Source organism: Corynebacterium riegelii, from assembly GCF_016728505.1.
GTDB lineage: Bacteria > Actinomycetota > Actinomycetes > Mycobacteriales > Mycobacteriaceae > Corynebacterium > Corynebacterium riegelii.
Genome location: NZ_CP068159.1, coordinates 206,910 through 229,708, shown reverse-complemented (window position 1 = coordinate 229,708; position 22,799 = coordinate 206,910). Strand labels below are relative to the sequence as shown.

Genomic DNA, 22,799 nt, shown 5'->3' with positions numbered 1-22,799 from the left:
CCCGTGCCGCCTCGTTTAGTGGTCGGTTCCGTTTTCGGCCACACCCCGTTAACGCACGCGTTGGAGCGCGCCGGGCACACCATCATCCCGATCGATGCAGACGATGATCCGGGCGCCATTGTGCATGTTGACCTTGTGGTTTTGGATGGTGGGGTGGGTCAGGTGCGGTGGGGCGTCGAGAAGCTTGAAGCTCACGCGCGGCCGCAGCAGATGTTTTTGCACACCGCGCTGGAGGCTGGGGCGCAGCTGTTGGATGATGTGGAGACCGCTCATTCGATTGTGATGTGTGCGCACAATGTGTTCGGCGATGTGTGGGTGACGTCCGCGGCCGATGAGCTGGGTGAATCCGTCCTTGGGTTGCTGGTTGCGGAGCTCGGCGGCATCAACATCCCCATCGCGGACACGGCGCGCCCCGCCCTTGTTGCGGCGCAGCGCCTGCGGGCTTTGGAGCACATTTTGCGTATCGACGCCCACGCTCTGACCACCACCGCCTCCCCCGACATTGCCGCTTTGGAGGAGCAGTTTTTTAGCGCCCCACGCGGCCCGCTCGAAGACTTAACCCCCACTGAGCTGGACCGGATCGCCGACGCGATCGCGGACCCGGGGGTGCGGAGGTTGTACGTGGACGTGGAGCGCAGATACGCTGAGCAGGCCCAAGCCACCGACGCGGAGCTGTGGGCGTACGCGAAATACGAGGGAACAATATAAATGGCGTTTGAACCAGGTCAGGCCGTAGTAGTCACCGATGAGGCGCATCTGGCGCAGTACGGGCGCGCGTTTCGCAAGATTGGTAAGAAGATCGCGCTGGTGGTGATCAACAGTGACGTCACCGGCGCGCACGTTGAGCTGATCCGCGCGGCCAAATCGCTGCTTGGCGCGTACACGTTTGTGGTGTTCCGCGGGGCGGAAGTGCCCGAGGCATTTGCGCGCGAGGAGGTGGACGTGGTGTTCCACGGCCCGCTTGCCGCCGAGGTTGCGGTTGCTACCGGCCTTGATCACCTGGAGCCGGCCGATGAGGTGGCGCGTGAGGTTGCCGCGATCTTGGCGGCGATCAACCTTTGCCACGCCACCGATTTGGTGATGGGGGAGAAGGACTTCGAGCTGTTGGTTGCCGTGCAGCGCGCCGTGTCGGCCCTGCGTATGGAGGTGCTCTTGCACTCCCTGCCCACCGTCCGCCACCCGGATGGCCTTGCCATCAGCGTGCGCAATGGGCTTTTGCTTAGCGACGCCCACCGCGAAGCCGCCCTCGCACTTTCCGCAGCCTTAACCGCCGGAGCCCATGCGGCGGAACACGGTGCGGACGTGGTGTTGGAGACCGCCCGCGGTATCTTTGCAGCCGCCGGTGTGGAGCCTGTCTACCTGGAGCTTCGTGATCTTGGTTTCCGACCCGCCCCCGAAACCGGCGACGTCCGCCTGCTCGCCGCCATCGACGTGGACGGCGTGCACCTGATTGACAACGTCGGCCTGCCGTTGGGCGTGGGCTTCAAGTACGCCGGCCAGGAGTAGTGGTTGGGCGTAGGTGGCTGGGCGTAGGTGGCTGGGCGTAGGTAGTGCTGGGGTGCGCTACACTCGCTTGCATGTCTGCGCCCCAACTCGCCGCACTGCTGAATGAACGCTACGGCTTCGCGTTTGCCGCCGACCGGATTGTGGAGGTCGGCCGCACGAGTGGCTCCACGCTGTATGAGGCGAGCAATGACGAGGGGGCTGCGGTCCAGGTTGAGCTGTTTGATACCGCGGAGGTGCGCGGCATTGGTGGCGACGTAGATTCGTTGGACGCCGAGCTGGAGAAAATCGCAGCACCCGGCGCGTTTCGCCCCCGCCATGCGGGCGTGACCGAGGACGGTCAGTTTTACGTGCTGCGTGAGGCAACCGTCGGTACGCCGCTGCGCGACCTGATCCTGGAGAAGCACGACGCGGGCCAGACCTTCACCAACGAGGAGGCGCGCGACCTGCTGACCGCTGCCGCCGAGGCCGTTGACGCCTACAACGCAGCTGGCTACCCGGGCTTTTTGGCGCGTTCCATCAACGCGGACCAGCTGCTGGTGCAGCCGTCGTGGTCTGACGTGCCGGTCAAGCTTGCGCTTGTGGGGCCGAGCGTTGACCTGGCGGCCACCGAGGACAACCTGCACGATTTTTGGAACGTGGTTGCCCAGGTGACCAGCCAGCCGGTGGATGAACAGGCGGCGGCCCGCCACGCCACCGCGGCGGGTTACCTGCAGGAGGTCACCTCGGTTGAGAAGCCTGAATCCTCTGAGCTGCCGGCGGAGGCGTCCGCTGCCGTGGCGCCGCGCCCGCAGGATGGTTACCGCAAGCCGCCGGAGCCGTACCCGTCTGGCTACACGCCGCCGTCGAAACCCGTAAACGCGCAGCGCAACCCGTGGCCGTGGGTTATTGGTGCGTTGGCTGCGGCGCTTGTGGTCATGCTGGTGGCGTGGTTTGTTACCACGCAGCGTGGCCAGGAGTGGACCGCGGCGGAGCAGGAGATTGCGCAGGCGTACCCGGGGGTCGTCGCAAAGAAAGGCGGCAAGCGCGGCTGGCAGGGGCTGGAGTGTGAGTCTGCCGCACCCGATGCCGGCCAGGAGGCCAAGATCCGCTGTGCGGGTGAGGAGCTGGGTGTTTCGGTGGCGAAGTACCCAACCCAGGCCGCGCGTGACCAGGACTTGCCGGGCGAGGAGTACGCGACCGTGCTGGGCTCCGGCGAGTGCATGATTGCGGACTATGAGATTCCGGAGGCCTACCCGCAGGCGTTTGCGATGGCGCCGTATGACAAGGGTCAATTCCTGATTGTTGTGAACGGCTACCAGGCGGAAGAGATGCGTCTGGATCTGCCGGTGTGTGAGTAATCGCTGCGGGCGACTAGCATGGTCATCCGTGACTAAGCAGACGACTTCGCAAGCAGAGCAACCAGTAAACGGCCAAGACCTTTCGGAGCAGCAGCGCATCCGCCGCGCCAAGCGCCAGAAGCTGATTGATGAGGGCCGTGAGGCCTACCCCGTTGAGGTGCAGCGCACCACGAGCCTGCGTGATTTGCGCGCGAAGTACCAGGTCGTGCCCGAGGGGGAGGGCGATGGCGTGACCCGCCTGGAGGCTGGCCAGGAGACCCAGGACGTGGTGTCGGTTGCCGGCCGCGTTATGTTCCAGCGCAACACCGGCAAGCTGTGCTTTGCCACCCTGCAGGAGGGTGACGGTACGCAGCTGCAGGTCATGCTGTCGCTTGCAGAGGTTGGCGAGGACGCGCTGGCCAGCTGGAAGGCAGACACAGACCTGGGCGACATTGTTTCGGTAACCGGGCGCATTATTGCTTCTCGACGCGGCGAGCTCTCCGTCCAGGCACAGTCCTGGCACATGGCGTCGAAGGCGCTTCGCCCGCTGCCGGTGGCCTTTGCGGACATGAATGAAGAGCAGCGTGTGCGCCACCGCTACACGGACTTGATCATGCGCGAGGCTGCCCGCAACAACGCGATGACCCGCATCAAGGTGATCGCTGCTGTGCGTAAGTTCCTCACGGGCCACGACTTTGTTGAGGTGGAGACGCCGATGCTGCAGACGCTGCACGGCGGCGCTGCCGCTCGCCCGTTCATCACGCGTTCCAACGCGTTGGATATGGACCTTTACCTGCGCATCGCGCCGGAGCTGTACCTGAAGCGTTGCGTTGTTGGTGGCATTGAGCGTGTCTTTGAGCTCAACCGCAACTTCCGCAACGAGGGCATTGACTCCTCGCACTCGCCGGAGTTCACCATGCTGGAGACCTACCAGGCGTGGGGCACCTACAAGGACGGTGCGAAGACCATGAAGGATCTTGTGCAGTTCTGTGCGCAGGAGGTCTTCGGCTCCACGACGGTCACGCTTGCCGACGGCACCGAGTACGACCTCGGCGGCGAGTGGAAGGTCATGGAAATGTACCCCTCTTTGAACGAGGCTTTGCAGCGCCAGTTCCCGGGCCAGCCCGAGGTGACCGTGGATTCCTCCGTTGAGGAGCTCATGGGCATTGCTGAGGTTATTGGTCTGAAGGTGCCGAAGGATGAGGGCTGGCTGCACGGCAAGCTTGTCGAGGAAATCTGGGAGCACCTCTGCTCCGACCAGCTCTACGAGCCGACGTTCGTGATCAACTTCCCGGTAGAGACCTCGCCGCTGACCCGCGACCACCGCGAGCAGCGCGGCGTGACCGAGAAGTTCGACCTTTACGTCCGCGGCTTCGAGCTGGCCACTGGCTACTCCGAGCTGGTTGACCCGGTGATCCAGCGCGAGCGTTTCGAGGACCAGGCACGCCTTGCCGCCCACGGCGACGAAGAGGCCATGGTGCTTGATGAGAACTTCTTGGCCGCCATGGAGCAGGGCATGCCACCGACCGCCGGCTGCGGCATGGGCGTGGACCGCCTGCTGATGGCCCTGACCGGCCTGGGCATCCGCGAGACCGTGCTCTTCCCGCTGGTCAAGCCGGAAGCGAACTAGAAGCGAACTAGAATCCAACTAGAAGCAAACTCGGTTTTGCTCGCGCGGAGCCCGGCTTTTGTGTCTCGGCCTGGGGTTTTGTAAATGTCGTCTAGCAGGCTGCGTGTACTGCTAGACGACATTGTATTTTCGCCCCTTTTCGCCAAAACGCGACCTGCGGAAACAGCGGGGAAAAGTTTTATCGTCTAGCAGCATCTCGCATACTGCTAGACCACATTGCAAAAGAAGCAGCGCGGGCCGTCCTGGCGTGCGTGCGTTAGGATTCGCGCATGCGCTCTCACGGGATCTTTACGTTCGTCGCCGCCGCTGGGCTGGCTGCCGGCCTAGTGGCGTGCACACCCACAGTAGTGCAGGAGATCGCGGAGCCGACCCCGCTGTTCACCTCCGTGGAGGACTCGCCAGTGGAGTCCTCCACAGAAGCGCCAGCAGAAACCCCAGCAGAAACGCCAACAGAACAGCCGACATCCCCGCCGGTGTGCGACAACGCGTTGCTGCCCACGAACTCGGTAGGCATGCAGCACAAGTTCTTCGATTGTGAGGGTGGTTTTGCGTACGCGGGTGTGCCGTCGTCAGACGAGTTCAGCTTCCTGCGGTGGGATGGCAACCAGTGGGGGCCTTTGCTTGCCGACGGCCACGTCGAAGACACCAAATGGGGCGAAGCCCCCTGCTGGGACACTGCACACATGCGTGACATTGGGGTGCCGGAGACCATCTTGGTGAAGATGCGCAAGTGTCCAAGCGGTAAGACCGGTTTTGATGAGTTCTTTGAAACCGCGCCGAAGGGGGACCCGTCGAGTCCGTACATCACGCTGGTCAATCTTGGTGAGGCCGGTGAGGCCGCCAGCTACCCCGCCTGCGATGGCCGCAACATTCTGATCCTGGATTCGGTGATTGACAATGAGCCGGATACTGCGCACAGGATTGCAAGGCAGGTGTTGGCGGTGCACCCGTCGGGTAGGAGTGTGAAGTTTACGGTGCCGGGGCGGTGTGCGTCGTTACGCGGGCAGCTCGACGGGGACGATATTTACCCGGTGTATCTGGACTTTTTGTCCGATGTTGATGAGATGTGCCGGGCGAAGGCGCAGTACGGTGGTAATGGTCGCGTGTTGGTAGACCGCGCTGAGTACTTTGATCCCTGTTAGGGATGAACCGTGAGGATTGGATGATGGCCCACTACAACCTGTATGACTCGCTTCGTCTTGATCGGGCGAAAGACCCGGCCGCGTTGGCCCAGGAGATTGACCAGCGGATTCAGTCTGGCAACACGTGGAACCCGGGCGGGTTGGAGGAGTTGCAGGTGGCGCGTGCGGTGCTGGGAGATCCTTATCGACGTTCAGCGTACGACCAACGTTTAAACGACCCGAACGCGCCGGCGATGACGCCGGATTCCCTGCGCCAGCTGGCCCACATGAACATAGGTGGGGGCATGGATTCGGGGATGGATTCGGGCGTGGAATCGGGCGTGACTGCATCACGGCCTGCGCAGAAACCGGCAGAGAAACCTGCAGTCGCTGAGCCGTTGACGGGCCGGCCGTATCAGTATGGGCCGAGTAGGCAGACGTCGTCGATCCAGCAGCCAGCAACACAAGTACCGCAGCAGCAGAAGTACCCGACGGAGCCGATCCCGAAGGTGGAGGAAGGCCAAGCGTCTGACAAGAAGAAGCGCCCGGTGTGGCCGATCGCTGCTGCGGCGGTGGCCCTGGTTGCGATTGTGGGCGGCGGCTTGTGGTGGTTCGCGGGCCGGGACACTGCACAGGGCTCGCCGTGGGAGCAGCCGTACGCGATGGTTGCGGAGGACTTTCCGCAGATCATCGCCGCCAACGATGGCGGCCGCGGCATCGACGGCTTGCCGTGTTCCTCGCGTGAGCTCAGCAATGGTGAGACGGCGAAGATCCGCTGCGCCAACGACAAGCTTGGCATCACGGTGATCCAGTACGCCTCGGAGGCAGAGCGCGACACAGCGATCCCGGCTAGCGAGCCAGTGGAGCACTACGGCAACGAGACCTGCGAGTTCACCTCCGCCGAGATCCCCGATCAGTCTTTCGAGGCCTATTACATGGCGCCGAACAGTCACTGGAGTAACTATCTGATTTTGGTCAACGGCGAGGGCGCGGCAGACCTGCGCGTGCGTCTGCCCATCTGTTAGCAGCCGAGAGAAACCATGGTTACGCTGCGCGGCATCGGTGTCTGTCCGGGGTTTGTGACGGCGCCGGTTGTGCGGGTGTCGCAGCCGGTGGGCGTGGATCCAAACGAGCCTCCTTCGACGGACCCGCAAACCGACGGCCAGCGGATTCGTGAGACCTTGGAGGCGGTTGCGGCGTCGGTGAGGGCGGTAGGGGACGGGCCGCACACAAGCATGCTCGAAGCTACCGCAGCCTTGGCCACGGACCGGGCGCTGGTCAAGGCGATTGACAAGGAGCTGGCGAGCGGCGCAGGTGTCACCGCCGCTGTGGCAGGTGCCGTGGAGGTGTACGCGCAAAAGCTGCGTAAGCTGGGCGGATACTTCGCGGAGCGGGTGGTGGATCTTTACGACATTCGGGATCGTGCGATCGCACGCCTCCAAGGTCTGCCGGAGCCGGGGGCGCCGCATCTTGATCGCCCGAGCATCATCGTTGCGTACGATTTGGCGCCGTCGCAGACCGCCGCGCTGGATCCGGCGCTGGTCGCGGGCATTGTCACCGAGGCAGGTGGGCCGACCTCCCACACGGCGATCCTCGCGGCCCAGCTCGGGATTCCTGCGGTGGTGCAGGTCAGGGGCATTTTGCTTACCGACGCCCACCGCATCTCCCTCCACGCCACCACCGGCGAAGTGCACGTCAACCCCACACCCGCGGAAGCCGCTGGCTTGGAGGCAGCCGCGCGGGAGGCAGCCGCGGCTGAGGAAGCAGCGGCTGGGGTTGCAGCGGTTGCAGCCGGGCCGGGCAGCATTTCCGGCCAGATTCGAAACGGCCAGACCAGCGACGGCCACCCGGTGAAGCTCATGGCCAACATCGGCAGCGCTGCGGAGATGGAAGGGCTCGACGCGGAGGGCGTGGGGCTTTTCCGGACGGAGTTTCTCTTCCTGGATCGCGATGACGCGCCGGGCCTGCAAGAGCAGACCGATCAGTACGTTGCTGTGTTGAAAGCGGCGGCCGGGCGCCGGGTGGTCGTGCGCACGTTGGACGCGGGGGCGGACAAGCCGCTGCGGTTCGTGCCCACGCCAGCGCCTGGGCAAGCGCCCATGCCAGCGCCTGGGCAAGCGCCTCCACAGGCAGAGGCAAACCCGGCGCTCGGGGTGCGGGGAATCCGCATGTCGCAGCGGTACCCGGAGCTTATGGACACCCAGCTTGAGGCGCTTGCGAACGCCGCCGAACAGGTTCCAGGTTCGGAGCTGTGGGTGATGGCGCCGATGGTGGTGTCGGCAGATGAGGCCCGCTGGTTCGCGCAGCGCGCCCGCGCCCACGGGCTGCCCAACGTGGGCGTGATGATTGAAACTCCGGCGGCTGCGATCATGGCCGAGGAGATCCTGGAGGAGGTGGATTTCGCCTCTATTGGCACCAATGACCTGGCGCAATACGTGATGGCAGCCGACAGGATGCATGGCGAACTCGGCGCGTTGCAGGACCCGTGGCAGCCGGCGGTGCTGAGGATGGTTCGGGGGGTGGTGCGGGTGGGCGTCGTGAAGAAAAAGCCCATCGGGGTGTGCGGTGAGGCTGCGGGCGATCCGAAGCTTGCGAAGGTGTTGGTGGGGATGGGTGTGAGCTCCCTGTCCATGGCAAACGTGAAGATTCCGGCGGTGCACGCCGCGCTGCGCCAATGCAGTCTGGAGGAGTGTCAGCAGGCGGCTGCTGAATAAAAACCTGCCGCATACTTTCAAAATGAACAAAACGGTCTAGGGTTTTCCTCTAGAAACTGAACCAAGCTGTTCATTATGAAAGGATTGACCATGTCAGAAGCCACGCTTCCAATCATCTTCTACGCAAAGCTTGCCGCCGGAGATACGGAAGAAATGGACAGACTCCGCCAAGTTACCCACGAGATCGGGTTTTTCTACCTGGCGGACCACGGTGTGGACGAAGCGCTTCGCGACACCGTAATTAGCAAGTCCAAAGAGTTTTTCGCGCTACCGCTGGAGCAAAAGAACGAGATCTCCAACCTGAACAACCGCCACTACCGCGGCTACTCCTGCCTGGGGGATGAGCGCACGCAGAACAAAGTCGACTGGCGCGAGCAGCTGGATTACTCCTTCGACCTGCCTGCGCCCGATGAGGCGGAGTACAAAGAGCGCCCGTGGCGCGTGGTTGAGGGGCCGAACCCGTGGCCGGCGCAGGTGCCGGAGCTGAAGGGCGCCGTGAATGGTTACATCGAGCACCTCACGGGTGTTGCGCAGAACATTATTCGCGCGTGGTCGCAGGCGCTTGGCCAGGACCCAGGGGTGTTTGATGGGCAGTTTGCAAACCCGTTCCCGCTGCTGAAGCTGGTGCGTTACCCCGCGGTTGAGCACAACGAGGCCACCCAGGGTGTTGGCGCGCACAAGGATTCGGGCGTGATCACGCTGCTGTACATTGAGCCGGATTCCTCTGGCCTGCAGGTGGAGACGGACAACGGTTGGATTGACGTCCAACCCATCCCGAACACGTACGTGGTCAACATTGGTGAGCTGCTGGAACGCGCCACGGATGGCTATCTTGTGGCTACGCGCCACCGCGTCCTGCCTACGGCGAAGGGGTCGGAGCGCTACTCCTTCCCGTTTTTCCTGACGCCGAATCTTGACACGGTGCTGCCCACGCTTGAGCTGCCGGACTCGCGGGGTGTTGGCCAGGACATGCAGGGCCAGCAGATTTATGAGAACTCGGGCCTGAACACCTTGAAGTCCCGCTTGCGCGCGCATCCCGAGACCACAGCGAAATTCAACCAAGCTATTGCCGATCAATTCCAGGAGCTGTAAATGAGCCTTCTTGCTTTTCGACGCCACATCGCAACCGCCCTCACCACCACCGCCATCATCTTCACCACCGCGGCGTGTGCCTCTTCGCCTTCTGACTCGGCGGGGGAGGCAGCCGGTGACGGTGCTTCATCTGAGGCGCTGACTATCCTTGCCTCCCCGGTGCCGCACTTGGAGATTCTGGAGCACTTAGACGAGGTCAATGACTCGTTCACGCTGGATGTCAAGACCGTCACGGATGTGTCGGCGGCGAATATGGCTGTTGCTGATGGTTCGGCGGATGCGAACTTCTTCCAGCACGTGCCGTACCTGCGTGACTGGGAGGACCAGACCGGCAAGCAGCTGGTCAATTTGGCGGGCGTGCACTTGGAGCCGACGTCGATGTACTCGGAGAAGATCACTTCCGCGGACCAGATCCCGGACGGTGCGGACATTGTGGTGCCGTCGAGTCCGTCCAACCTCGCCCGTGGCTTGCTGCTGTTGGAGAAGAATGGGCTGATTACGTTGGATGCGGATTTGGATCCGGAGGCGGTGACGTCGATAAGCCTGCTGTCCATTAAGGACAACCCGCGCAACCTGAACATCGTGCCGGTGGAGGACCTGATGGTGCTGCAGTCGATTCGTGACACCAACGTCTACGGCGTCATCGCAGCGTCCTCACTTGCCCTGGAGTCCGGCTATGACCCGGTGGATGACGCGGTGCTGTCAGAGTCCCCGGAGAACAACCCCTACGTCAACGTGTTTGTGGCCAGCCAGGAGTCCGCGGATGATCCGCGCGTGAAGGCCGTGGCCGAGGCGTTGCAGTCTAAAGAAACTGCTGACTGGATCCGCGAGAAGTACGGCAACGCTGTGCTGCCGGTGAACTAAGGAACATGGGTGTTCGCTACGGGCGAACATTGCCATCTACCTGCGTAAATGCCCCACACTGTCCGAAATGCAGGGAAGAAGTGTGGGGCTTAGCCGTTATGGTGTGAGAACGACTATTTAGGGAATCTGTTTGAAGAAGGGGTCGCCACATGTTTGAGCGGTTTACTGATCGCGCTCGTCGCGTCATCGTTCTTGCCCAAGAGGAGGCGCGCGCGCTGAATCACAACTACATGGGCACCGAACACATCCTGCTTGGCCTGATTAAAGAGGGCGAGGGTGTTGCCGCCAAGGCTTTAGAGTCCATGGGCATCAATCTTGATGACGTACGCAATGAAGTCATCGAGATCATCGGCCACGGCACCCAGCCGGTTACCGGCCACATCCCGTTTACCCCGCGTGCCAAGAAGGTCCTGGAGCTCTCCCTGCGCGAGGGTCTGCAGATGGGGCACAAGTACATCGGTACTGAGTTCCTGCTGCTCGGCCTGATCCGTGAGGGCGAAGGCGTAGCGGCGCAGGTACTGATCAAGCTGGGCGCAGACCTGCCGCGTGTGCGCCAGCAGGTTATCCAGCTTTTGAGCGGCTACGAGGGCGGCGAGGCGCAGAACCCGGAGGCTCCGACCTCGGCGCCTGGTTCCCCGGCTGCTGCCGGCCCGGGCCCGCGTGGGCAGGGCGAGCGCTCCAACTCGCTGGTGCTTGACCAGTTTGGCCGCAACCTCACCGCAGCTGCCAAGGAAGGCAAGCTGGACCCGGTGGTGGGCCGTGACAAGGAAATTGAGCGCATCATGCAGGTGCTCTCCCGCCGCACGAAGAACAACCCGGTACTTATTGGTGAGCCGGGCGTGGGTAAGACCGCCGTTGTGGAGGGTTTGGCGCTCGACATTGCTAACGGCAAGGTCCCGGAGACCCTGCGCGATAAGCAGGTGTACTCCCTGGACCTGGGCTCTTTGGTTGCGGGCTCTCGTTACCGCGGTGACTTTGAGGAGCGCCTGAAGAAGGTGCTCAAGGAGATCAACCAGCGCGGCGACATCATCCTGTTTATTGATGAGATCCACACGCTTGTTGGCGCGGGTGCGGCGGAAGGTGCGATTGACGCGGCGTCGTTACTCAAGCCCAAGCTTGCCCGCGGTGAGCTGCAGACCATCGGTGCCACCACCCTGGATGAGTACCGTAAGCACATCGAGAAGGATGCGGCGCTGGAGCGTCGCTTCCAGCCGGTGCAGGTAGATGAGCCGTCGGTGGAAGACACCATCACCATTTTGAAGGGCCTGCGCGACCGCTACGAGGCGCACCACCGCGTGTCCTACACAGACGATGCGCTCAAGGCTGCGGCGAACCTGGCGGATCGCTACATCAATGACCGCTTCCTGCCGGATAAGGCCGTGGACCTGCTGGATGAGGCAGGTGCGCGCATGCGTATTAAGCGCATGACGGCGCCGGAGGGCCTGCGCGAGGTGGATGACCGCATCGCTGAGGTGCGCCGCGAGAAGGAAGCCGCGATTGACGCACAGGACTTTGAAAAGGCCGCTGGCCTGCGCGACACCGAGCGCAAGCTGGGCGAAGAGCGCGCGGAGAAGGAAAAGAAGTGGCGCTCCGATGACCTTGAGGATATCGCCGAGGTTGGCGAGGACCAGATTGCAGAGGTCCTGGCCAACTGGACCGGTATCCCGGTGTTCAAGCTGACTGAGTCCGAGTCCTCGCGCCTGCTGAACATGGAAGGCGAGCTGCACAAGCGCATCATCGGGCAGGACGAAGCGGTGCGTGCTGTGTCTCGTTCCATCCGCCGTACCCGTGCGGGCCTGAAAGACCCGAAGCGTCCGAGCGGTTCGTTCATCTTCGCCGGCCCGTCCGGTGTGGGTAAGACGGAGCTGTCCAAGGCGCTGGCTGAGTTCCTGTTCGGTGATGAGGATTCGCTGGTGCAGGTGGACATGGGTGAGTTCCATGACCGCTTCACCGCCTCGCGCCTCTTCGGTGCCCCTCCGGGGTACGTGGGTTACGAGGAGGGCGGCCAGCTCACCGAGAAGGTGCGCCGCAAGCCGTTCTCGGTCGTGCTTTTCGACGAAATCGAGAAAGCCCACAAGGAGATCTACAACACGCTGCTTCAGGTGCTGGAAGAAGGCCACGTCACCGACGGCCAGGGCCGCATGGTGGACTTCAAGAACACTGTGCTGATCTTCACCTCCAACCTGGGCACCGGCGACATCTCCAAGGCTGTGGGCTTGGGCTTTACCGGCAGCACGGCCACGGATGCGGATGCGCAGTACGAGCGCATGAAGAACAAGGTGCACGATGAGCTGAAGAAGCACTTCCGCCCCGAGTTCCTCAACCGCATTGATGAGATTGTGGTCTTCCGCCAGCTCACCCAGGAAGAGATTGTGCAGATGGTTGATCTGCTCATCGCCCGAGTGGACAAGAACCTGGCTGCTCAGGACATGGGCATCGAGCTTACGGACGCTGCGAAGAACCTCCTGGCCAAGCGCGGCTTCGACCCGGTGCTGGGTGCTCGTCCTTTGCGACGCACCATCCAACGCGAAGTCGAGGACATCCTGTCCGAGAAGATCCTCTTCGGCGAGATCGGTGCGGGTGAGATCATTACTGTCGACGTCGACGGCGACATCGAAGCCGACGAGAAGAGCGCAAAGCTGACGTTCACCCCGCGTCCGCGCCCGCTGCCGGCCGAGACGTTTGACGAGGCCGACATCGAGCTGGAGAGCGAAGTCCGCGAGATCGACCCGTCCCGCGTCGAGCCGGAGAGCCCGGCCTCTGAGTTCCCGGACGAGACTGACCAGGGCGGCGGGTTTGAGGATGAGCCGGCAGGCACCGTCCTAGACAAGGACCTGGACACGGACCTGAACACGGACCTGAACACGGACAACGCTGCTGACTTCGACAACGGCGAGGGCCACGACAACGGCACCGACGCCGACAACGGCACCGAAAACGGTGACTCCGATGGCAACAGTGACGGTGAGGATGGCGAAGACGGCCCGAGCGGCCGCGGCCCGATGGAGCCGGCCTAAGCGCCAGCCGGCCCAGCCGGTCTAACCTAACCAGCCGTAGCGCTAGAGCTGCGGCAGCTGCGGCAGCGGCGGGATCATCCCCAGCCACTGCTGCGGCACCATCGCCAACCACTCGCTGGGGATGAGGCCTAGGTTGTAGGCGGCCCAGCCGCCCAACCCGACAATCCCTGCCACCGCTGCGAGCACGCCGAGGGCAACGGCGGTCTGCTCCACAGAGTTCAGCTCATCGGTGAGCTCCACCGGGGTTTCTTCACCAGGGCAGACCTGGGTAAATTTCTTGCCCGCCATGCGATCGTCTAACCAGGTGATCGCATTTTTCGTCTCCAACACAAGTGGTGCGGCGTGTCCGCTGACTGGCACCCTCTTTGCTGGGAAGGAGGACGCGTCACTTGATGCGGTAAACAGCGGCATCGAATCCGTACCCGGCACTAGTACCTTGCGGTACTCCACTGGGGCGCCGACTGTGCAGTAGTCGCTCGCAAGCTGGGTGGCCTGCGGTTCCGGCACCATGTCATCATCCGGGTTGGTCAGCACCATGATAGGCGCGGAGGTGCCTACGCGGCCAAGGGCGTTGTGTTCGAGGACGTTGTAGATGCGAGCATCAGTCCGCGCGGCCTCCGCGAGTGTCTTGCCGGTTTTGGTGTAGGCGGAAAACGGTTTGGTTACCACCCGGGGGCCGTCCAGTACGCAGGCGTTGGCCAGCTCTTTGAGCATTTCTCGGCCTTCGTCGGTCAACAGCTCATCGATGGCTTCCTTGAACTCCGGGTAGGTTTCGGAGTAGCTGATCGCGCCGAAGCCGGCGACGGTGGTGATGAGGTCCACGCTGGCGTCTTCAATCACGCGCAGCGGATCCGCCGGGGGAGCGCCCGCGAACGTGCCAACAACGTTGAGCTCCGGGGCGTATTCCCCGACCAATTCGGCTGCTGCAGCTGCCGCACCGCCGCCTTGGGAGTAGCCCCAGAACGCGACTTTTTCGTCGGGTTTGGATACGTGGCGTGCGGCGTCGATAAGCGCATGGCCCTGATCAATCCTGTTCAGATACGTGTGTACCTTCGCCGAGCCGCGATCGCCCAAGCCCATGTAATCCGTGACCACCACGCGGTAGCCTGCCTTGTTCAGCAGGCGCACCACCGGCGCCTCATAGTTCACATTCACCGAGCTGCCCGTGATGGAGGAAAACCCGTCCTTCGGTGCGCTCGGAGCACAATGCTTGCCGACGCCCCTCGTACCCGGCGCCAACGCCACCAACCCCTTCGCATTGTCAACATCAAACACGGCGCCACTGACACGCACGGTTTCGCCCAGCTCGTTGACCGAGTCGTACACGATGCGCTCACCGGTGCGGCGCTCACCAACACTGGAGAGCACCCCGGCCGCCGAGGAACCAAACGATGACAATGATGAGAGGGACTCAGCGCTGAGATCCTGTGCATGCGCCGGTGCGGCGGAGACGGCGGGGACGGAAACAAGCGGGACGACAAGCGTGGTCGCGACTAGCGACTTCAGGAAACGAGACATGCACAAAGTGTAAGCTTCTGCGCATGGGTCTTCAGTATCGGAAACGGCACAAGGTTGGCAAGAACGTCTGGATTAACCAGACCGGCACCGGCGCTTCGATGTCTACCAAGGTCGGGCCGGTGACGTTCAACTCCCGCGGCGGCGTGTGGATCAAGCTGCCCGGCGGCATGACCTACCGCGGCAGGTGGAAGTAGCCGCGTTCGTTTTGGACGGCCAAGCCGTCTTCGAGCAGGGAGTACAACGCTCGCGATCGTTGTGCATCGTCGGGCCACACCACGTCGATGTCGGATTGGGGGACGGGGCCAGGGGCGTCGCGAAGCACGCGCATGATCTTGCCGCGGACCTGCCTGTCGGTGCCCGCAAACTTCTGTGAGGGCGCCTTCACAAACGTCTTGGGGTAGCCGCGCTCGCGCCACAAACACTGACTAACTGGGCATGCCTCGCAGACGGGTTTGGTTTTGCAGACCAGCGCGCCGAGTTCGATAAGCCCTTCGGAGAACACGGGCCCTTGCTCGGGCGGCAGCAGCTCGGTGACGTCGGCGATTTCGGATTTGCGGGGTTTCTGATTTTCCTGCCCAAGCACCACACGCGCGTGGACGCGGCGCACATTGGTGTCCACAACCGCCACGTTCTGCCCGTATGCAAATGCGGCGACAGCGCGCGCGGTGTACTCACCAATTCCGGGAAGAGCCAGCAGCTTATCGACGCCACGCGGAACCACCCCGCCGCATTCATCCACAATGACCTGCGCACACTCCTTGAGGCGAAGTGCACGGCGGGGATACCCCAGAGACCCCCAGGCGCGTAGGACGTCGGCAGTACTGGCGGCGGCAAACGCTTCGGGCGTGGGCCAGCGGTGCATCCAGTCCACCCAGATGGGTGCGACGCGCTCAACTTGGGTTTGGTGGCTCATCACTTCACTGACCAACACGCCCCACGGCGAGGTCGATTCATTGCGCCACGGCAGGTCGCGGGCGTTGTCGGAATACCAGTGGATGATTTCGTCTTGCAGGCTCACAATGAGTGCAACAATAGTGACTATGGAACATTCTTCCCCACGTCAGGTTTGGAACAGCCTTCTGGAAGGCAACGAGCGCTTCGCTACAGATTCGGCGACAACGCCACACAGGGATCCGCGCCGCCGCGCAGAGATCGTCGAAGGGCAAAACCCGGTCGCTGCGATCGTGGCGTGTAGCGACTCCCGTGTGCCGGTCGAGCTGCTGTTTGATGCCGGCTTCGGGGATCTGTTTGTCATCCGCACCGCAGGCGGTTGCGTGGACGCGGCAGTTTCGGCGAGTGTGGAGTACGCCGTAGAGGGCCTTGGCGTACCACTGGTCGTCGCGCTCACGCACGAGTCGTGTGGCGCTATCGGTGCCGCGATCGGTTCGGTGGAGGACCCAGAGCATGCACCGCACGGTTTGACCCGCGTGTTTATGGAAAAGATCGCGCCGTCCGTCCTGGCCGCACGTGCGGCGGGCGAGAACTCCCGCGAGAAGATCGAAGAAACCCACGCGAAGATCACCGCACAGCACCTGGTGGAGCGCATCCCATCCATTAACAAAGAGGGGACGGGTGTGGTGGCGGCTCGCTACCTGCTTGACTGCGGCCGCGTCGAGACCGTCTGGGAGCATTTCGCGAACTAGAGTGAGGGCATGACAAACCAGCGCCCGCTCCCAGACGAGATCTATGTGCGCCGCAGGGTCGGTGCGCTTGTCGTTCTTTTGATCCTTGTTGTCCTAGTGGTCTGGGGTTTAAGCGCGGTAGCGAAGTCCGGAAACAACTCCGGCGACGGCTCTGACGCTGCGGTGTCCACCACTGACTCCACCCCGAGTGTCACACCTGTGACCGAGCCGACGGTACCTGCCCCAGAGGATGTCGATTCCACCACCGAATCCACCACCGGGGTCACGACTGCGGCAACCAAGGAGGAGACGGAGGGGGAGGGCGCGGAGGCGTCGGCAAGCGAAGAGCCCATCGCGAAAGGCTTCTGCGAGCTGTCTGACCTGCGCATCACCGCACTGACGGAGTTCCCGTCGTTTAAGGTGGGCGATTCGCCGAAGATCTTCATGGAAGTGGAAAACCCCACCGACACCGACTGCGTGCTCGACCTTAACGACGGCGACATGCGCTTCGAAGTCTACGACATGGCCACCAACGCCCGCGTGTGGAGCGATACTGACTGCTACGCCTCCATCGTGGTTGGCCAGGAGACCTTCCCGGCTGGCGAGAAGCGCCCGTACCAGGCCGTTTGGTCCGGCACTGCATCCGCGCCGGGCGCATGCACCGACCGTAAGACAGTACCGGCGGGCTCTTACTACCTGCACGCGGTGATCGGCGACAATGCTTCGGACGCCGCGCCGTTCAACTTCACGGCGTAACGCGAAACGCTAGCTAATGCGGCGTTAACTAATGCGGCGCAGGCCCTCGGCGATGTGGCGCGCCCACAGGCCGGAGACGTGGTCGGCGCTGGCGAGCTCCTCGGGCGTGGCGTTGACAATCGTCGGCAGTTCGCCGAAGGCCGAAACAATGTGATCCATGAGGAACTTCTGCACACGCGGTACGCGCGAAAGCGCGCGGTAGCCGCGCGGTACCACTGACTGCATGAGGTTTTCCTCGGAAGCGGGAAGCCCAAGTTGGCGGGCGAGTGCAGAGCTGTGCAAAAGCTCAGCGTCCGGAAGCGCTTCGAGCGCGTGCACGGCGTGGGCGACCTGCTCATCGGTTGGCACCGTGTCGGCGGCGATGTAGTCGCGCACCAACATCTCAATGTCAGTGGCGTTGGAACCTTCAAGCTCGGTCAGCTGCAGGATCAGCTGGCGGGCGTCTGAGCCAAGCTCCACAATGGTCAGATCCAGGTCCATGGCGGCGCGCTCCAACATCATCTGGCGCTGCAGCGTGCCCACTACATCTCCCACGGTGGCGTAGCCGTTCATCTCTGCGACGAACAGGCGCTGGTTAGCCATGTCAAGGCGTTGCCGGTAGCGCTCAATGGTGGAAAGCGCCTGGTTTGCGCGTGCGATCAGCACGGCGGATTCCTCCAGGCGGTGGCGGGTTCCGTCGTGGTACAACGTCACCGTGTTCATGGATGCGGACACACTGACCACCGGAACACCGGTCTGCAGGGCGGTGCGTTCGGCGGCGCGGTGGCGGGTGCCGGACTCAACCGTCAAATACTCCGGCGAGGGCACAAGTTGGACGTTTGCACGCGTGATTCGTGAGCCGTCGGCAGATAGGATTACCGCGCCGTCCATTTTGGAAAGCTCGCGTAACAAGGTGGGGGAGAAGGGGGCGTCGAAGGTTACGCCGCCGTCGCAAATCTTGGTTACCTCTGGGGTATCTCCCAGCACAATCAGGCCGCCGCTGCGGCCGCGTTGGATGCGCTCCAAGCCGTCGCGAAGCGGAGTGCCGGGGGAGAGCTTGGCCAAGATTTCACGCAGTGTCACGCAAGCAACCTTATCGCCTCGGCCACCGTGGATACTTGCTGGACGCGCATACCCTTCACGCTTACCTTCTCGCCGGCGGGCACGATCGCACGCGTGTAGCCCAGGCGCGCGGCCTCCTGCAGGCGACGGGCAAGGTTAGGCACCCGGCGCAACTCGCCTGCAAGGCCAACTTCGCCCACCACCACCGTCTTTTCCGGGAGTGGTTTTTCGTGCAGTGAGGACCACGTGGCCAGCGCCACCGCCAGGTCAGTTGCCGTTTCCGTAATGCGCACGCCACCCACAGTGGCTACGTAGGCGTCCTTATCGTTGGTGCGCTCCCCACAGCGCGCCTGCAGCACAGCAAGCACCATGGGCACGCGGTTGCCGTCTAGGCCCGTGACCACGCGGCGTGGAGACTTATTTACCGGGTCTACCGTCAAGGCCTGCACCTCAGCCAGCATGGGGCGCACACCATCCATGGCCACGGTTACTGCCGAGCCGTCCGGGGTTTGGCCGCGGTGGCTCAAAAACAGCCCCGACGGATCCGACACTTCACGGATACCGTCCGCGGTCTGCTCGAAACAGCCAACCTCATCGGTGGCGCCGAAGCGGTTCTTCAGCCCGCGGAGCATGCGCAGGCTGGACTGTCGGTCGCCTTCAAAGTTCAGCACCACATCCACGAGGTGCTCAAGCACCCGGGGGCCGGCTACGTTGCCGTCTTTGGTCACATGTCCCACCAGTAGCACCGGCAGGTTCGTGGTCTTGGCCAGCGTGGTCAGCGCGGCCGTCACAGCGCGCGACTGCGCCACACCGCCAGCAACGCCTTCCACACCGGATGCGTGCATGGTCTGCACCGAATCTACGATCAGCAGGCTGGGTTTGACCTCTTTGACGTGCCCAAACACCGTATCCAGGTTGGATTCAGCGGCCAGAAACAGCGTGTCCTGCAGCGCGCCGGTTCGCCCCGCGCGCCCCCGCACTTGCCCAGCTGACTCCTCCGCCGTGACATAAAGAGCCTTTTTGCCTATCGACGCCCACCTCGACGCCACCTCCAACAACAACGTGGATTTACCCACGCCAGGCTCACCGGCAAGCAAAATAACGGAGCCGGGAACCACGCCGTTGCCAAGTACGCGGTCAAGCTCACCGATGCCGGAAGGCACTGCGTGTGCGGCGTCGGCCGCGACTTTGGTGATTGGGCGTGCCGGAGTGGCAGGGGTCAGTGCCCCTGCGGTCACGCTGACGTTACCCCCGATGCCGCTTTTCGCGGCACTACCTGTGCTGACAAGAGTTTCCTCCTGCAGCGTCCCCCAAGATCCACATTCGGGGCACCTCCCCAACCATTTGGGGGAGGAGTACCCGCATTCAGAGCAGGTGTGGATTACCCGCGCCTTTTTGGCCAAGTGTTTCTACTTTGCCTTTTGCGTGCTTACTTGGAGAAGTCGCGGTCTTCCTGGCCGGACACCAGGTTCGGTGCGGACACGGTCGCGTCCACCTCAACGGTCGAATTGTCAAAGGTGAAGGAAACCGGGACGTTGCCTGCGAACGCGAAGTCCTTGTTCACAACGGTGTTTGGCACGTACTGGATGCACGGATCATCAGACTGCGGGATGCGGTTGAGGCCTTCAGCGGAGTCAGAGACCAGGGTGCAGTTGTAGGTCACCGGCTTGGATACGCCCAGGTTGACCGGGGTGCCGGCAACGCTTACGGACTGCAGGGTGTGGTCCTTCATGGAGGTGTCCTGGTTGGTTGCCACAAACTTCAGTGCAGCCTGGCCATCCTCGGTGAGGATCAGGGTGACATCCTGGACGGACACTGCGCCGTCTTCGGTGAATGCGGTGGCGCCATCAACAGCAGCGACCTGGTCGGCGGTCTGGGTGATCTGACCTGCAGAGCAGCCAGCCAGGACCATAGCGCAAGCGATTGCAGCAACCGGCTTCAAGGACTTCACGGGGAGTGCCTCCATAATCTTTCTGGATATTCTTTCGCGCAAGACAATAACCAACGCAATGACAATGGGATTAACTCTAGTCTCCGCTGCCAGTTATTTCTAACTTTCCCAGTGGTAGTCTTGTGGGGCAATTGAGCCACTAAGGAGTGACGTATGGAGTTCAAGGTCGGGGAAGTTGTGGTGTACCCGCACCATGGTGCCGCAAAGATCGCAGATATTGAACAGCGTGAGATCGGTGGGGAAACCCTCGACTACCTGGTGTTGCAGATCCTTCAGTCCGACCTTGAGGTCCGTGTGCCGATCAAGAACACTGAGCTTGTCGGCGTGCGTGACGTGGTCAATGAAGAGGGCCTGCAGCGCGTTTTTTCGGTGTTGCGTGAAACCGACGTTGAGGAGGCTGGCAACTGGTCTCGCCGTTATAAGGCTAACCAGGAGCGTTTGGCGTCGGGTGACATTAACAAGGTTGCGGAGGTTGTGCGTGACCTGTGGCGCCGTGACCAGGGCAAGGGTTTGTCTGCTGGTGAGAAGCGCATGTTGGGCAAGGCTCGCCAGATTTTGGTGGGTGAGCTTGCGCTGGCTGAGCCGGTGGATGAGAAGAAGGTCGAGGAGATGGAGTCCGGCATTGCCAAGATCATCGAGGAGCAGGTGAAGGCCGGCATCAGCGAGGATCCGAATGCTGTGGATGATGAGGATCTGGATCTGGATGATCTGAGCTTCGACGATGAGGATGAGGACTAAGCCCTCAGTTATCGCCATTGTGGCGGCGGCCGGCCAAGGCACTCGTCTGGGGGCTGCGTTGCCGAAGGCGTATGTGGAGCTTCGCGGCCGCAGTTTGCTTGAGCGCTCTGTAAGCGCGATGGTGCAATCGGGGGTAGTGGATGCTGTGTACGTTGTGGTGTCTCCGGAGATGGAGTCGCCTGCCGCGCGCTTGCTGCAGGGCCACGATGTGACGTTTGTCCACGGTGGTGCCGAGCGTGCGAACTCCGTGTGGAATGCGTTGCAGAGCATCCCGCTTGACGACGCTACGGTGCTCATCCACGACGCCGCCCGCGCACTGACACCGCCGGCGATGATCGCGCGTGTCGCAGCTGCCGTTGAGGACGGTGCTCAAGCCGTGATCCCGGTTGTGCCGGTGGCGGACACTATCAAGGTGGTGGACAACGGGTTCGTGGAATCCACGCCCGATCGTGCTCGCCTGCGCGCGGTGCAAACGCCGCAGGGTTTTGACTTGCGCACCTTGCGCGAGGCGAACAAGGCCTACTTTGCGGGTGCGCAGGATTTTGTGGCTACTGATGATGCCTCGTTGATGGAGTGGTTCGGCATCCCCGTAGCCACCGTTGAGGGTGATTCGCTGGCCTTCAAGATCACCACTCCGGTCGACTTTATGCTGGCACAGCGCATTACTGATGAGGCGGAATCATAAAGCCCCATCCTTATTTAGACTGCCTCAAACCCTGTTCGGTTCCATAAATTTGGGAACTGTGGGAAATCTCAAAAACCCTTGTAGAAGGGCACTTTTGGTCAATATCTTTGGGGCATGAACTTTAAAAATGTGATCGAGGCCCTTTCGGGGGGCGCAATAGAAATGTTGGAAGGGTTTGACCGCGAAGCCGCGTTGGATGCCGGGATGTCGCAGACAACTGCGAATAACTGGAAGCTCGTGCATGACGCGTATTACGGTCCGACGACGTCGCCGTCGAAGCAACGACAGGCGCGGGAGAAGGCTCGTGTGCAGGGGGTGAGCCTGGACAAGCTCATCCACATTGAGAAGAAGCTCAGGCAGATTAAGAACAACCGGACGCGCAACAAGCTGCGGCTGACTATGCTCTCCGTGCGCGGTACGTACAAGGCGCTGCTCGCGCTGGTCAGGAAGATTCTGCCCAGTGTGGACAAGGCGCCGGAGAAGAAGATGACGATTTCGGCGTCGCGTCATGGTCGGCGTCGGGTGATGTTCTGGGCAGATGAGCGTGATGTCGCCGACTTGGAGCACGCGTTGTTGCAGAAGGTGGACCCAGATTTGCCTCTTGCGGAGCAATTACTTGAGCATTTCCTTGCGCTTATACGCAGCGGCGGGGGAGTGCCGCATGCTGTTCCGCGGCCGCAGTTGCTCATCCCGTTGCCAGAGTGGGTGCGCATTATCCGTGGCGAGGGCGATGACGTTGTGCTCGGGCTTACTGATGGCACCACCATGACCGGCGCCGACTTCCTCACCGCCCACACCGCCAACCGGGACAACGAATTGGAGGCGGTGGCCTTCCACCCGACGGAAGGCGCGGTGAACCAGTACCGTCTGGAGCGGTTCGCCAACGCGAAGCAGCGCGACATGGCGCGGGCCACGCAGCCGATCTGCACCAGTCCGGACTGCCGCCGTGGCGCGGACCAGTGCGAGATCCACCACATTGAAGCGTGGAAGAACGGCGGCGAGACCAATGTGAGCAACCTGGCGCCCCTGTGCCGGTATCACAATCGTGTCAATGACGATGACGTGCATGTGGTTCGCCGCGGCCACATTGAGATGCGCGGCGGGGCACCGGTGTGGGTCTCTCCGCGCGGGTTCGCCCGGGCGAACACGCTGCACCCCTTCGGCGGGATGCGCTCCCTGTTCAACCATGACCCGGCGAAGGTGGTCGTCCACGCCAACTAGGATCGGG

General features: G+C 62.5%; 21 protein-coding genes. 16 read left to right on the top strand and 5 right to left on the bottom strand.

Going from position 1 to position 22,799, the window contains the following annotated elements; all coding sequences use genetic code 11:
* The first annotated feature begins 3 nt into the window (after positions 1-3).
* The 10 genes from I6I71_RS01170 (at position 4) to I6I71_RS01125 (ending at position 13,260) form a co-directional block, all read left to right on the top strand.
* Positions 4-708 (top strand): 6PGD fold domain-containing protein, encoded by a 705-nt coding sequence (locus tag I6I71_RS01170; RefSeq protein ID WP_201821619.1) that lies wholly within the window; start codon positions 4-6, stop codon positions 706-708.
* A complete protein-coding gene (locus I6I71_RS01165) occupies positions 709-1,506 on the top strand; it encodes a pantoate--beta-alanine ligase (protein WP_052206132.1) in 798 nt (265 codons plus the stop codon).
* Between the two features lie 71 nt (positions 1,507-1,577).
* Positions 1,578-2,843 (top strand): hypothetical protein, encoded by a 1,266-nt coding sequence (locus I6I71_RS01160; RefSeq protein WP_201821617.1) that lies wholly within the window; start codon positions 1,578-1,580, stop codon positions 2,841-2,843.
* Between the two features lie 28 nt (positions 2,844-2,871).
* Positions 2,872-4,452: a lysine--tRNA ligase gene (gene lysS / locus I6I71_RS01155; protein WP_052206136.1), complete on the top strand. Its 1,581-nt coding sequence runs from the start codon at positions 2,872-2,874 to the stop codon at positions 4,450-4,452.
* 269 nt (positions 4,453-4,721) lie between these two features.
* Entirely contained in the window at positions 4,722-5,594 is an 873-nt protein-coding gene (locus I6I71_RS01150; RefSeq protein WP_201821615.1) for a hypothetical protein, read from the top strand.
* Between the two features lie 2 nt (positions 5,595-5,596).
* Positions 5,597-6,598 (top strand): hypothetical protein, encoded by a 1,002-nt coding sequence (locus tag I6I71_RS01145; RefSeq protein WP_201821613.1) that lies wholly within the window; start codon positions 5,597-5,599, stop codon positions 6,596-6,598.
* 15 nt (positions 6,599-6,613) lie between these two features.
* Positions 6,614-8,287, top strand: a complete 1,674-nt coding sequence (locus I6I71_RS01140) for a phosphoenolpyruvate--protein phosphotransferase (protein WP_201821611.1) — start codon at positions 6,614-6,616, stop codon at positions 8,285-8,287.
* Between the two features lie 90 nt (positions 8,288-8,377).
* Entirely contained in the window at positions 8,378-9,379 is a 1,002-nt protein-coding gene (locus I6I71_RS01135) for an isopenicillin N synthase family dioxygenase (RefSeq protein ID WP_201821609.1), read from the top strand.
* A complete protein-coding gene (locus tag I6I71_RS01130) occupies positions 9,380-10,243 on the top strand; it encodes a MetQ/NlpA family ABC transporter substrate-binding protein (protein WP_201821608.1) in 864 nt (287 codons plus the stop codon).
* 149 nt (positions 10,244-10,392) lie between these two features.
* Positions 10,393-13,260 carry an ATP-dependent Clp protease ATP-binding subunit gene (locus I6I71_RS01125; RefSeq protein WP_201821606.1) on the top strand — a complete coding sequence of 956 codons (2,868 nt, stop codon included), beginning with the start codon at positions 10,393-10,395 and terminating at the stop codon, positions 13,258-13,260.
* 42 nt (positions 13,261-13,302) lie between these two features.
* Here I6I71_RS01125 and I6I71_RS01120 read toward each other — a convergent pair whose 3' ends face one another.
* On the bottom strand, positions 13,303-14,778 hold the full coding sequence (locus tag I6I71_RS01120) for an alpha/beta fold hydrolase (RefSeq protein ID WP_201821604.1): 1,476 nt from the start codon (positions 14,776-14,778) through the stop codon (positions 13,303-13,305).
* A 23-nt stretch (positions 14,779-14,801) separates the two neighbouring features.
* Here I6I71_RS01120 and I6I71_RS01115 point away from each other — a divergent pair, with 23 nt between their 5' ends.
* On the top strand, positions 14,802-14,972 hold the full coding sequence (locus tag I6I71_RS01115; RefSeq protein WP_141738122.1) for a DUF4236 domain-containing protein: 171 nt from the start codon (positions 14,802-14,804) through the stop codon (positions 14,970-14,972).
* On the opposite strand, the gene I6I71_RS01110 is transcribed toward I6I71_RS01115, so the two are convergent.
* A complete protein-coding gene (locus I6I71_RS01110; RefSeq protein ID WP_236587340.1) occupies positions 14,951-15,796 on the bottom strand; it encodes an HhH-GPD family protein in 846 nt (281 codons plus the stop codon). The two genes, I6I71_RS01115 and I6I71_RS01110, sit on opposite strands and share 22 nt — an antisense overlap.
* 22 nt (positions 15,797-15,818) lie before the next feature.
* Between I6I71_RS01110 and I6I71_RS01105 the strand changes: the two genes are divergently transcribed.
* On the top strand, positions 15,819-16,421 hold the full coding sequence (locus I6I71_RS01105; protein WP_201821602.1) for a carbonic anhydrase: 603 nt from the start codon (positions 15,819-15,821) through the stop codon (positions 16,419-16,421).
* Between the two features lie 9 nt (positions 16,422-16,430).
* A complete protein-coding gene (locus tag I6I71_RS01100) occupies positions 16,431-17,156 on the top strand; it encodes a hypothetical protein (protein ID WP_201821600.1) in 726 nt (241 codons plus the stop codon).
* Positions 17,157-17,180: 24 nt separating this feature from the next.
* On the opposite strand, the gene disA is transcribed toward I6I71_RS01100, so the two are convergent.
* From disA to I6I71_RS01085, 3 genes are read right to left on the bottom strand one after another with little or no spacing between them, the layout of a single operon-like run.
* Positions 17,181-18,218: a DNA integrity scanning diadenylate cyclase DisA gene (gene disA / locus I6I71_RS01095; protein WP_201821598.1), complete on the bottom strand. Its 1,038-nt coding sequence runs from the start codon at positions 18,216-18,218 to the stop codon at positions 17,181-17,183.
* Positions 18,215-19,600: a DNA repair protein RadA gene (gene radA / locus I6I71_RS01090; RefSeq protein WP_101735044.1), complete on the bottom strand. Its 1,386-nt coding sequence runs from the start codon at positions 19,598-19,600 to the stop codon at positions 18,215-18,217. The genes disA and radA overlap by 4 nt, the downstream gene beginning before the upstream one ends.
* A 26-nt stretch (positions 19,601-19,626) precedes the next feature.
* Positions 19,627-20,148, bottom strand: a complete 522-nt coding sequence (locus tag I6I71_RS01085; RefSeq protein WP_236587339.1) for a hypothetical protein — start codon at positions 20,146-20,148, stop codon at positions 19,627-19,629.
* Positions 20,149-20,301: 153 nt separating this feature from the next.
* On the opposite strand from I6I71_RS01085, the gene I6I71_RS01080 reads away from it, so the two are divergent.
* From I6I71_RS01080 to I6I71_RS01070, 3 genes are all read left to right on the top strand, one after another.
* Positions 20,302-20,886, top strand: coding sequence for a CarD family transcriptional regulator (locus I6I71_RS01080; protein WP_070494527.1), 585 nt, complete (start codon positions 20,302-20,304; stop codon positions 20,884-20,886).
* Positions 20,870-21,571, top strand: coding sequence for a 2-C-methyl-D-erythritol 4-phosphate cytidylyltransferase (gene ispD / locus I6I71_RS01075; RefSeq protein ID WP_414017441.1), 702 nt, complete (start codon positions 20,870-20,872; stop codon positions 21,569-21,571). The genes I6I71_RS01080 and ispD overlap by 17 nt, the downstream gene beginning before the upstream one ends.
* A gap of 114 nt (positions 21,572-21,685) precedes the next feature.
* Positions 21,686-22,792 carry an HNH endonuclease signature motif containing protein gene (locus tag I6I71_RS01070; protein ID WP_201821593.1) on the top strand — a complete coding sequence of 369 codons (1,107 nt, stop codon included), beginning with the start codon at positions 21,686-21,688 and terminating at the stop codon, positions 22,790-22,792.
* The last annotated feature ends 7 nt before the right edge of the window (positions 22,793-22,799 follow it).

What these genes read in the sequence shown, in the direction of transcription:
- I6I71_RS01165 (WP_052206132.1), top strand. Translation starts at nt 709, where the DNA reads ATGGCGTTTGAACCAGGTCAGGCCGTAGTAGTCACCGATGAGGCGCAT.
- I6I71_RS01160 (WP_201821617.1), top strand. Translation starts at nt 1,578, where the DNA reads ATGTCTGCGCCCCAACTCGCCGCACTGCTGAATGAACGCTACGGCTTC.
- I6I71_RS01150 (WP_201821615.1), top strand. Translation starts at nt 4,722, where the DNA reads ATGCGCTCTCACGGGATCTTTACGTTCGTCGCCGCCGCTGGGCTGGCT.
- I6I71_RS01145 (WP_201821613.1), top strand. Translation starts at nt 5,597, where the DNA reads ATGAACCGTGAGGATTGGATGATGGCCCACTACAACCTGTATGACTCG.
- I6I71_RS01140 (WP_201821611.1), top strand. Translation starts at nt 6,614, where the DNA reads ATGGTTACGCTGCGCGGCATCGGTGTCTGTCCGGGGTTTGTGACGGCG.
- I6I71_RS01135 (WP_201821609.1), top strand. Translation starts at nt 8,378, where the DNA reads ATGTCAGAAGCCACGCTTCCAATCATCTTCTACGCAAAGCTTGCCGCC.
- I6I71_RS01130 (WP_201821608.1), top strand. Translation starts at nt 9,380, where the DNA reads ATGAGCCTTCTTGCTTTTCGACGCCACATCGCAACCGCCCTCACCACC.
- I6I71_RS01125 (WP_201821606.1), top strand. Translation starts at nt 10,393, where the DNA reads ATGTTTGAGCGGTTTACTGATCGCGCTCGTCGCGTCATCGTTCTTGCC.
- I6I71_RS01120 (WP_201821604.1), bottom strand. Translation starts at nt 14,778, where the DNA reads ATGTCTCGTTTCCTGAAGTCGCTAGTCGCGACCACGCTTGTCGTCCCG.
- I6I71_RS01115 (WP_141738122.1), top strand. Translation starts at nt 14,802, where the DNA reads ATGGGTCTTCAGTATCGGAAACGGCACAAGGTTGGCAAGAACGTCTGG.
- I6I71_RS01105 (WP_201821602.1), top strand. Translation starts at nt 15,819, where the DNA reads ATGGAACATTCTTCCCCACGTCAGGTTTGGAACAGCCTTCTGGAAGGC.
- I6I71_RS01100 (WP_201821600.1), top strand. Translation starts at nt 16,431, where the DNA reads ATGACAAACCAGCGCCCGCTCCCAGACGAGATCTATGTGCGCCGCAGG.
- I6I71_RS01080 (WP_070494527.1), top strand. Translation starts at nt 20,302, where the DNA reads ATGGAGTTCAAGGTCGGGGAAGTTGTGGTGTACCCGCACCATGGTGCC.
- ispD (WP_414017441.1), top strand. Translation starts at nt 20,870, where the DNA reads ATGAGGATGAGGACTAAGCCCTCAGTTATCGCCATTGTGGCGGCGGCC.
- I6I71_RS01070 (WP_201821593.1), top strand. Translation starts at nt 21,686, where the DNA reads ATGAACTTTAAAAATGTGATCGAGGCCCTTTCGGGGGGCGCAATAGAA.